The 3115-nt window shown below is 74.7% G+C and carries 2 protein-coding genes; one reads left to right on the top strand and one right to left on the bottom strand.

The window, feature by feature from the left end; all coding sequences use genetic code 11:
* Positions 1-196, bottom strand: a 196-nt coding sequence (locus DQW06_RS29670) for a hypothetical protein (RefSeq protein ID WP_232833138.1), incomplete at its 3' end; no start/stop codon positions are given.
* 10 nt (positions 197-206) lie between these two features.
* Here DQW06_RS29670 and DQW06_RS24075 point away from each other — a divergent pair.
* A partial coding sequence (locus DQW06_RS24075) for an ADP-ribosyltransferase (protein ID WP_304598559.1) occupies positions 207-3115 on the top strand: 2909 nt, incomplete at its 3' end.

Raw genomic sequence — 3115 nt, forward strand, 5'->3', positions numbered from 1 at the left:
CCGCGACCGGCACACCCCCCAGCGCCCCGGCGGACTCGCTCCTGGACACGTTCCACAGCGCCCTGAACACGCAGACCCCGCCCGGCCGGAGCGGACCGGTGACCGGTGAGGAGTCCTCCGACCCCGGGACCGCGCCGTCCCCGCGGCCGGTCCCGACCCGGTCCGCGCCCGAGCCGAACACGGGCGACGAGACCACCGTGTTCCTGATGGAGACGGCCGACGAGGACCCGGCCGAGGAGGGCGGACGCCTCCCCGAACCCGGCTGGACGCGCGAGCGCGAGGACCGGATGGCCGACCTCCTGGGGCTGGAGGACCCGGCCGCCCGCGCCGCGGAGCTCGACGATCCGGGCACCAACCCGCACACCTTCGACGCGCTGCCCCGGGAGCAGCGCGAGGCCGTCGTCGCGCAGGCGGCAAGCGGCTGGCTGTCGTCCCTCACATGGATCCCCTCACTGGACACCGACTCCGTCCAGAACAGGCTGGAGGACCTGACGTACGACGCGGGCGACAACGCGAGCGGTGACGACCTCAACGGCTGGCCGCTCTACGAGAAGAACGGGAACCGGTGGCCGACGCTCACCGAGATCCGGGAGATCCACTCCGACGGCGGGTCCACCCGCACCTTCGACCGGCTCGTCAACGACATCTTCAGGGCGCCCGACCCCGGCCGACGGCTGCGCCACTGGTACGACAACGCGGACGACGCCGGAGCCCTGGCCAAGGCCGCCGGCGGCGCCTACCCGACGGCCGACGAGGTCCTGGACACCCTGCGCATCCTGGACGCCGCGACCGACCGCCCGCTTCCCGGCCCCGTGGAGGTGACCTTCGCGCTGAGCGGGGACGAAGGCCTCCACGGACTCGTCGGATACGTCGAGGGCGACCCCTCCTCGCTGGTCGGCACCGAGCAGCGGGAGGCGGGGTACCTGCGCACCTCGCTGGACCGCTCACCGGCCACCGTAGACGACACCGCGGCCCTGGTCCGCCTGACCGTGCCCGAGGGCGGGCGCGGCCTGTGGATCGGCGACCGGGCGGACGCCTCCGACCCGTACACGCTCCTCCTCACCCGCGGCACCGGCTACCGCGTCACCGGCGTCACGGAGTCGGACGGGATCGTGGAGATCACCGCCGTGGCCCTGCCCGCGGAACCGCGACCGGTGGCCGCACCCCCGGCGGAGCCCGCCGCCGTCCACGACGACGCGGGCCACGGAGGCGACGACACCGGCGACGGCACGGAATCGGACACCTCGGACACGGATTCGGACGCCTCGGACGCGGACACCGACGGCAGGGGCACCCTCGACGAGGACGGCATCCGCCGCTTCGACTCGCCCGGGGAGGTCGACGGGCAGGACCGGTGGCTCCAGGACCCGGCGAACAACCCCCACGCCTTCGACACCCTCACCCCCGACCAGCAAGGGATGGTCGACGTCTACACCAGGTCGGCCTGGATCACCCGTGTCGCCCGCATCCGGCCCTTCCTGCCCCAGACCGTCGCGCGGCAGCTGATGGAGTGGCGCTCCCAGTCCCGGGCCGAGGCCGCCGACCCCGACACGGCGCAGACGGCCCACGGCTGGGACCTGTACGAGGCCAACGGACTGGCCTGGCCGTCCGTGGAACGGCTGCGCCAGATCGCGGCCTCCCCGCGGCCGCTGCCCCCGCGGACCCGGGGGCTCATCCGGTACATCCTCGACGCCCCCGACCCCCGTGCCGAACTCGACCACTGGTTCCACAACGCCGGTTACGCGGGGGTCATCGCCCGGCTCAACGGAGGCGTCTACCCCGACGCCGCCGCGACCCGGCGGCTGTTCCGCCTCCTGGACGGCGCGGTGGACCGCCCGCTGCCCGAGGGCATGGCCGTGTCCCGCGGCATGCAGTCGATCGACCACCTCCTGCGCACGACCGGGGGCGCGGACCCCCGACTGCTGGTGGGCACCGTCCACACCGAACCCGGCTACATGTCCACCACCCTGGGCGACTCCCCGTTCAAGACGGACTCGGGCGGATTCCCCTTCCTACTGCGCCTGGACGTGCCCCAGGGGAGCCGCGGCCTCTGGATCGGTACGCGCAGCCACGACCCGGAGCAGATGGAGCTCACCCTCGGCCGCGGCACCACGTACCGCATCACCGGCGTCCAGGACGGGATCGACCCCGAATCCGGCGGCCCGCAGACAGTGCTCACCGCGACCGTGGTCGTCCTGCCGAGGGCGGTGCCCGACCTCTTCTCGGAGGGGAGCACGGGCGAGGACGGCGTCCGCAGGTTCTGGAACCCGGAGGAGGCCCACTGGTACGGTCACCGCCTCCACGACCCGGCGCACAACCCGTACGCCGTCAACGCGCTCCCCCGGGCGCGGCACGACCTCGCCCGCGCCCTCAGCGCGCTCGCGGGCGGGTTCGACCTCACCCGAACGGACCCGGACGGCGCCCGGGAACTGCTGGACTCCCTGCGCGCGGCGAGCCGTGTCACCCCGGCCTCCACCCCGGCGGACCGGCAGCGGAACCTCGGGTGGGAGCTGTACGAGGCGAACGGCCTCACCTGGCCCTCCCCCGACCGGCTGCTCCAGCTCCTGCCCGTGGAGCAGGGGCGCAACCCGGCGCGGGCGCGGTTCATCACCGACATCCTCAGGCACGGCCCCCAGGAGGCGGCACGCAGGCTCGGCGGGCTGTACAACACGGCCGGGGCCGCCGGGGTCCTGGCCCGCGCGAACGGGGGCGCCTACCCCTCGCCCGAGAGGCTGCTGGACATGCTGGCCTCCTATGAGGACGCCGTCCGCCGTCCGCTGCCCGAGGCGGTCGAGAGCACCTGGTACCTGGGCCACGCGGCGGCGCGGGAGCAGTTGCGCGGATTCGACCCGCGCGACCCCTCCGCGCTGACCGGGACCGAGCAGACCACCCGGGGGTACACCGCGGTCGCGCTCAACCCGCGGTCGACCGGACCGGGCGACGGGGCGGCCGCGGTCGTCCGCCTCGTCCTGCCGTCGGGGGCGCACGGGCTCTGGCTGGGCGACGCGGGCCCCCGCCCCCAGAACCAGGAGGTCGTCCTCCCGCCGGGGACCGCGTTCCGGATCGACTCCGTGGACGCGTCCGGCGGCCTCCCCGTGATCACCGCGCGGGTGCA

The sequence above is a fragment of the Nocardiopsis sp. TNDT3 genome, assembly GCF_003427465.1.
In the GTDB taxonomy this organism is placed as follows: domain Bacteria; phylum Actinomycetota; class Actinomycetes; order Streptosporangiales; family Streptosporangiaceae; genus Nocardiopsis; species Nocardiopsis dassonvillei.